Below are 4,755 nucleotides of genomic sequence, written 5' to 3' on the forward strand. Positions count from 1 at the left end.
CGTCGCCCAGGAAGTCGAGCAGCACGTAGTCGAAGCCCCACTCGTGGAAGCCGAGTTTTTCCAGCAACTCGAAGCCGTGGATGATGCCGCGACCGCCGCAGCCACGACCGACCTCGGGGCCACCGAGTTCCATGGCGTAGACGCCGTCGCGCTTGAAGCAGACGTCGCCGATGGCCACCGCTTCACCGGCGAGCTTTTTCTTCGACGAGGTTTCGATGATGGTGGGGCAGGCGCGGCCACCGAACAGCAGGCTGGTGGTGTCGCTCTTGGGATCGCAGCCGATCAGCAGCACCTTCTTGCCCTGCTGCGCCATCATGTAAGAGAGGTTGGCCAGCGTGAAACTCTTGCCGATGCCGCCCTTGCCGTAGATGGCAATGATCTGGGTTTCCTTCTTCACTTCGCCGGTGTGCACCGGTGTGGGCTCGATGGCGGCTTCTGCGCGCAGCTGCTCCATGAATTTCGCCGACTGCACGTTGGTGACGGGGATTGCGTTCATCAGTTTCTCCAGTCCAGGACCATCTTCAGACACTGCGGATCGCCGAAGGCGGCCGCGTAGGCATCGCTTGCGCGGGCCGGGGTTTCGGTGTGGGTGATCAGGCCGTCCAGGCACAGGCGCCCGGTCTGCACCAGTTGCGTCACGGCCAGCAGATCGGCGCGTTTCCACTCGGCGGCGGCGCGGATCTGTGCTTCGCGCATGAAGGCCGGGGCGAAGGCAAACGAGATGTCGTTTTTGTAGAAGCCGGCCAGCACCACCTCGCCGCCCTTGGCCAGGCGCGGGATCACTTTGTTCAGGATGTCGGAATCGCCGCTCACGTCGTAGATCGCGCGGTAGTCCTTGCGCGTGTCTTCCTCGGGGCGGATGACGCTGTAGCCCTCTGCGCCGGTGCGGCGGGCGGCTTGCGTTTCCCACACCACGGGTGCGGGGGCGCCGGCGGCCACCGTGAGGCGCGCGAGCAGGCGGCCCATGACACCGTGGCCAATGATCAGTTCGGGCGGTGCGGCCGGTGCGCGGCTGCCGCCGAAGGTGACCGAGTGGTAGGCGGTGGCGGCCAGGGCCAGCAGCACCATCTGTGAGCCCAGGTCGTTGTGCAGCTTGACCACGCGGTCGTGAGACACCACCAGGCGCGAGCCGGCGCCGCCAAAGAGGTTGTGCACGCCCTCGAAGCTGTATGACCCGGGCACGAACACCTGATCGCCCGGCTGGATGCGGCCCAGACCCTGGCCGCAGTCGCCCTGGGTGCGGACCACGCGGCCCACCGTTTCGTAGCCGGGCACCAGCGGGTAGCCCATGCCGGGGAAAGGCGGCATGCTGCCGTCCCACAGAAGGCGTTCGGTGCCGGTGCTGATGCCGCTGTACTCGACCTCGACCTCCAGGTCGCCGTCATTGAGGCCGCGAAGTTCCAGCGACCGCACCGAGAGGTTGCACGGGCTCTGGAAAACGATGGCTTGGGCTTGCATGATGTGTATTAAGTAAGTGACAGCTTAAAGTGTCAAGACAAATTGACAGATTCAGACGAAGCAGCGGGTAAACCCCTAGATGGGCTCCCCGATTTGCGGCCCAGCAGCAGCTGTGCGTGCAGCGGCATGGGGTTGGGCACGCGTTCGATGTGCGAGAAGCCGGCGTCTGCCATGAGGGCGGTGAGCTCGGCCGGAGTCCGCAGGCGCCCCGAGCCCATGGCCATCAGATAAAAGTGGAAATACGGGTCGCTGGGCTCGGGTGCGCCGCCGGCCTGCGCCATGGGTTCGGCCAGCAGCAGCGCACCGCCCAGGGGCAGGGCGTCAAAAATGGCGCGCAAAACGGTGCGCACATCGCCATCCGGGTGGTCGTGCGCCACGCGCACCAGGGTCACCAGGTCGGCGCCACGCGGCAGGGCGTCTTTGGTGAAGCTGCCGCCAAAGGTGCTGATGCGTTCATGCAGACCCTGGCGCTGCACGTTCTCGGCGGCCAGCGCAGCCACGGGGGGCAGATCGAACAGTTGCAACTGCAGGTGGGGGTGGCGCTGGGCCAGTGCGCTCACCCAGCCGCCCATGCCACCGCCCACGTCGAGCACCACGCGGTGTTCGGCAAACGGGTAGGCGCCCAGCAGCTCTTCAATGACAAAACGCTGCGAGGTCGACATGAGCGACGAGTAGCGCGCGAACTGGTCCACCGGGGCCGGCGCCTGCGGCTTGCCGGACGGGTCTTCGGTGTAGGGCCAGTAGGCGTGCATGCGGGCGGCGTTGGGGTCGCGCAGCAGGGCCAGCGGGTCGCGCATGTCTTCATAGAGCACGGCGTTGTGTTCGATCATGTCGCGGATGCCGGCGTGCGCCACCACCGGTGCGCCCATGGTCCCCAGGCCGTAGCGGCCAGAGCCGCGCCGCTCCAGCAGGTGCAGGGCCACCGCCGAGTCGAGCAGGCGGGTGAGCTGGGCGGTGGGCAGGCGGCACAGGGTGGCCAGCTCGTCGGCGGTGCGCGGGGCTTGCAGCACGTGTTCAAACAGCTTGAGGCGCACACACGCCAGCAGCACCTGCGAATGCACGAAGCCGGCCATCAAGTCAAACAGCTGCGCAGAACGGCGGCGCACCAACCAGCGGGTGAGCACGCTGCGGCTGGCCCAGCGGTTGAGCGCAGGGCTGGTCATCCACTGGTCGATGCGGCTGGCCAGGCGCTCGCGCGCCGAGGGCGGTGGCCCGTCCGAGAGTGGCTTGAGGGTGTCCAGCGCGGCCATGGCGGGGGCTTTCAGGCGGCCAGACGCACGGCGGGGTGTTCGGGCGTGCGCTGCAGCTCGATGCGGTCGCAGGTGCTCTGCGGAATCAGCCGGCTGGCTTCGTGCAGCACCAGGTGGCGCATGGCGCTGCGGCTCTGGCAGGCCGGCACCGAATCGATGGCGGCCTGCATCAGGCCGTGGAAATGGTCGATGGCGCCCACGAGGCCGAGGGCGGCCGCCGCGCTGGGGCGGCCGTGCTGCGCGTCCTGTCCGGCGGGTTTGCCCAGTTCGTCGGCCTGCATCAGCACGTCGCGGATGTCGTCGGCCACCTGGTAAGCCTCCCCCAGGCATTCGCCCAGGGCGCGCCAGTCCTCGGGGTCGGCGCCCGCGGCCTGCGCACCGGCGCAGGTGGATGCCACGAACAGGGCGCCGGTCTTGGCGCGCTGGTACTGGCTCAGGTTCACGCGGTTCTCGCACTCCCAGGCTTGCCCGGCCACGATGCCGTCGGGTGCGCCGGTGCCGATGCACACGGTGTCGATCAAACCGGCCAGGCGGTTCGGGTGCTGCCTGCCGGCGCGCGCCAGGATCTGGTAGGCCATGACGATCAGCGCATCACCCGTGAGCAGGGCCAGCGGCTCACCAAACACCTTGTGCACGGCGGGCTGCCCCCGGCGGGTGTCGGCATCGTCGAAGCAGGGCATGTCGTCGTGCACCAGCGAGGCGCAGTGCAGCAGCTCGATGGCCATGGCGGCGGCGTTGGTCAGCGCGGGGGCGTCTTCACCGCAGGCGCTGGCCACGGCCATGCAGAGCTGCGGGCGGATGCGGGCGCCGCCGGGAAACACGGCGTGGCGCATGGCGGCCATCAAGCGGGGCGGGGCGCTGGGGCTGCTGGCCTGGGTCAGCTCGTGATCCAGTGCGGCTTGTATGCGAGTCATCATGTCCATGAGAGCCCCTTGACCGTGGTCGGGATGTCAGCAATGTGTGACATCAATGGGTGTCAATCTAACATGACACTTGGGAATGTCAAAGGGTCTTTTCTTGTGCAGCGCACACAAGATGAGCGTCCCGAGGGGAGCCCGATGAACCGGTGAAAGCCGCCTCAAACCCATGCAGCCTTTGGGTTTTTCCGGTTGGTCGGGCCTGGCGTCTGGTGCTATAAGTGTCACATCAAGTTGACATTCGAGTTTTGAGACACTTCCGTGATTGACCCCACGTCCCGCCCCGAGGTTGGTGCATGAACGCGGCGCTGGCCCTGCGCCAGGTCGCCTGTGTTCGAGGCGGACGCAGCCTTTTCAGCGGCCTTAACCTGCAATTGGCCGGTGGCCAGTTGCTGCGGGTGGCGGGGGCCAACGGCGCCGGCAAGACCAGCCTGCTGCGCCTGATGTGCGGCCTGCTCAGCCCCACCGAGGGCGAGGTGCTGTGGCGGGGCCAGCCGCTGGCCGCGCAGCGCGAGCAGTGGGGACGCGACCTCGTCTACCTGGGCCACGCCGCCGCGCTGAAAGACGACTTGTCGCCGCTGGACAACCTGCTCACCGCCTGCACGCTGGGCGGCCAGCCAGCCGACCGGACCGGCGCGCTGCAGGCCCTGGCAGACGCTGGTCTGCGCGGCTTCGAGCGCGTGCCCGCGCGCCGCCTCTCACAAGGCCAGCGCCGCCGCTGTGGACTCGCCCGGTTGGTGCTGGCGCGTTCTTCACCGCTGTGGGTGCTTGACGAACCCTTCAACGCACTCGACGCCACCGCCACCGCCTGGCTCGAGGGTCTGATCCGCGCGCAACTGCTGCGCGGCGGCTCGGTGGTGCTCACCAGCCACCAGGGCGTGGCGCTCGACGACACGCCGCACCAGGTGCTCAGCCTGTGAACACGCGCGTGGCCACCCTTTCACCCGATTCCGCCGCGCCGCAGGGATGGCTGGAGGGCTTTTCCTGCGTCTTTCGGCGCGACCTGCGCATCGCGCTGCGCCGGCGCACCGACTCCCTGGCCGCGGTGGTGTTTTTCGTGATGGTGGTGAGCCTGTTCCCGCTCGGCGTGGGGCCGGAGCCCGGGCTGCTGCGCACCATGGCGCCGGGCG

Annotated in this window: 6 protein-coding genes; 2 read left to right on the forward strand and 4 right to left on the reverse strand. The window is 68.1% G+C overall.

Annotated elements, in window-relative coordinates; genetic code table 11:
* The 4 genes from Q1W68_RS00035 to Q1W68_RS00050 form a co-directional block, all read right to left on the reverse strand.
* Positions 1-496, reverse strand: a 496-nt coding sequence (locus Q1W68_RS00035) for an AAA family ATPase (protein ID WP_300715387.1), incomplete at its 3' end; no start/stop codon positions are given.
* Positions 496-1,458, reverse strand: coding sequence for a chlorophyll synthesis pathway protein BchC (gene bchC, locus Q1W68_RS00040; RefSeq protein ID WP_300715388.1), 963 nt, complete (start codon positions 1,456-1,458; stop codon positions 496-498). The genes Q1W68_RS00035 and bchC, both read right to left, overlap by 1 nt.
* 32 nt (positions 1,459-1,490) lie before the next feature.
* Positions 1,491-2,708 carry a methyltransferase gene (locus tag Q1W68_RS00045; RefSeq protein ID WP_300715389.1) on the reverse strand — a complete coding sequence of 406 codons (1,218 nt, stop codon included), beginning with the start codon at positions 2,706-2,708 and terminating at the stop codon, positions 1,491-1,493.
* A gap of 11 nt (positions 2,709-2,719) precedes the next feature.
* The gene (locus Q1W68_RS00050; protein ID WP_300715390.1) at positions 2,720-3,631 is read right to left on the reverse strand and encodes a polyprenyl synthetase family protein; all 912 of its coding nucleotides are present in this window, start codon (positions 3,629-3,631) and stop codon (positions 2,720-2,722) included.
* A gap of 290 nt (positions 3,632-3,921) precedes the next feature.
* On the opposite strand from Q1W68_RS00050, the gene ccmA reads away from it, so the two are divergent.
* On the forward strand, positions 3,922-4,545 hold the full coding sequence (ccmA, locus tag Q1W68_RS00055) for a cytochrome c biogenesis heme-transporting ATPase CcmA (protein WP_300648506.1): 624 nt from the start codon (positions 3,922-3,924) through the stop codon (positions 4,543-4,545).
* Positions 4,542-4,755: heme exporter protein CcmB (locus tag Q1W68_RS00060; protein ID WP_366146662.1), on the forward strand; the 214-nt coding region annotated here is incomplete at its 3' end. The genes ccmA and Q1W68_RS00060, both read left to right, overlap by 4 nt.

Origin of the sequence: Hydrogenophaga sp., assembly GCF_030158645.1 — a bacterium.
Taxonomy (GTDB): domain Bacteria; phylum Pseudomonadota; class Gammaproteobacteria; order Burkholderiales; family Burkholderiaceae_C; genus Hydrogenophaga.

Bases quoted from the DNA above. Each gene is read 5' to 3' on its own strand.
- bchC (WP_300715388.1), bottom strand. From the start codon at position 1,458: ATGCAAGCCCAAGCCATCGTTTTCCAGAGCCCGTGCAACCTCTCGGTG.
- Q1W68_RS00045 (WP_300715389.1), bottom strand. From the start codon at position 2,708: ATGGCCGCGCTGGACACCCTCAAGCCACTCTCGGACGGGCCACCGCCC.
- Q1W68_RS00050 (WP_300715390.1), bottom strand. From the start codon at position 3,631: ATGGACATGATGACTCGCATACAAGCCGCACTGGATCACGAGCTGACC.
- ccmA (WP_300648506.1), top strand. From the start codon at position 3,922: ATGAACGCGGCGCTGGCCCTGCGCCAGGTCGCCTGTGTTCGAGGCGGA.